The 2,121-nt window shown below is 58.2% G+C and carries 1 protein-coding gene; it reads left to right on the forward strand.

What is annotated here, in order from left to right:
* The coding region (locus Q0X89_RS17860) for an efflux RND transporter permease subunit (protein WP_297696725.1) at nt 1-2,121 on the forward strand (2,121 nt) is incomplete at both ends.

Below are 2,121 nucleotides of genomic sequence, written 5' to 3' on the forward strand. Positions count from 1 at the left end.
CGGTGACGTGGCAAAAATCGAGTTGCGCCTGGAGGAGGCGCGCACCATCGGTCGTTTCAACGGACAACCCTCGGTAAACCTGACCGTCACCAAGACGGCGGAAGCCTCCACCATTACGGTCGCCGACGCGGTGTATGCCTTTGCCGATGAGTTGCGCAGTGAACTGCCATCCACACTGCAGATCGGCCTGTTCAACGATCTGTCGATATACGTCAAGACGCGACTGAATACCGTGAAATCATCGGGGCTGGTCGGCCTGACGCTGGTGCTGCTGTCGCTCTACCTGTTCCTGAATTTCCGCGTGGCGCTGATCACCGCCATGGGTATACCGGTGTCGTTCCTGGTGGCCGTGGTGGCGATGTATTATCTTGGCTACACCATCAACATGATATCGCTGTTTGCATTCCTGATTGCGCTTGGCCTGATTGTTGATGACGCGATTATCGTCACCGAGAATGTCTACCGGCACATGGAGATGGGCAAGCCCGCCGCCGAAGCCGCGCGCATCGGTGCGCACGAAGTATTGTGGCCGGTGCTGGCCAGTACCGCCACCACGGTCGCGGCGTTCATGCCGATGTTTTCCATCAAGGGCGTGATGGGTGCGTTTATCGCCGTAATCCCGGTGGTTGTCAGTGCCTCGCTGCTGGGTTCGTTATGGGAAGCCTTCGCGGTGTTGCCCTCGCACGCGGCTGAACTGCTGCATGCCGGTAAAAACACCCGGCAGACGCGTGAGCGGCGCGTCGACTGGAGCAAGCTGTTGCAGCGTTACATTGGCATGCTGCGCTGGTCGCTCGCCAATCGCTACTTCATGGTGCTGTTCTCGGTACTGCTGTTAATCGTCACCATGATCTATGCGTCGACGCGATTGCCTTTCCAGCTATTTGATGATGTCGACGTCGGCCAGTTCTTTATTAATGCCGAGGCGCCGCAGACCTACAGCCTGGAAGATACCGACAAGCTCGCCGTGGCGATGGAGACGATCATCCTCGAGTCGCTGCCGGATGATGAGCTTAAATCCCTGCTGACCAACGTCGGCGTGAGTTTTATTGATTTCAACCGTTTCCAGATCGGCAGCCAGTACATCCAGCTGGTCGTTGACCTGGAGAAGGCGAAACCCGAGGGTATTATCGAGCGCTTTATTTCGCCGCTGGTCAGTCTCAAGTTTGAATGGGATGGCAAGCGGACGCGCGCCACGGAAGATATCCTGAATGAATTGCGCGAGAAACTGCAGACGGTTGCCGGTGTGCATCGCATATCCATCCAGCGACCGCAGGGCGGACCGGCCGGTGCGGATATCGAGGTCGGTGTCAGCGGGCTTGACGTGAACGTGTTGCGCGAGCGGGCCGGCGATATCGTCAGTTACCTTGAGCGTTTGCCCGGCGTGCAGGACGTGCGGCAGAACCTCGAGACCGGCAAGCTCGAGTACCGCTATTCACTCAATGACCGTGGCAAGGAGCTGGGTCTGCAACAGGGCGACCTGGCGGCGGCCGTGCGAACCGGCTTCCTCGGTGTCGAGGCCGTGCATGTCACGCGCGGTAACAAGCGTATCCCGGTGCGCGTGATTTATCCCGAATCGATTCGCGAGACCAGTGACCTCGAACGCCTGCCACTGGTGCTGGATGACGGTCGGCTGGTTTACCTCGGCGATGTCGCGACCATTACTATGGGTCGTGGCATGAATACGATCAGTCGCCGCGATACCCGGCGTTTGGGTATCGTTACTGCTGAAGTGGATGACCAGGTCACCACGCCGCTCGAAGTGACCGAGCTGGTCCGCCGTGAATTTGCCAATATCGAGCGTGACCTGCCCGGTTACGAGTTGCTGTTCCTTGGCGAGAAAAAAGATGCATCGGAATCGTTCAGCGGCATGAAAGATGCGCTGCTTATCTCGATGGCACTTATCTTCTTTATCCTGGCAGCACTGTTCCGTTCGATGCTGGATCCGCTGGTGGTGATGGCCGCGATCCCGTTCGGACTGATCGGCGTGGTGTTCGGGCACATGCTGTTCGGGTACAACCTGCAGTTCCTGTCCGTCATCGGTTTCCTTGCGCTTACCGGTATCGTAGTCAACGACTCGCTGATCCTGGTGAGTTTCGCCAAGCGCATGCGTGGCGAGGGCAT

This window comes from uncultured Eudoraea sp. (assembly GCF_947258525.1).
Classification (GTDB): Bacteria; Bacteroidota; Bacteroidia; order Flavobacteriales; family Flavobacteriaceae; genus Eudoraea.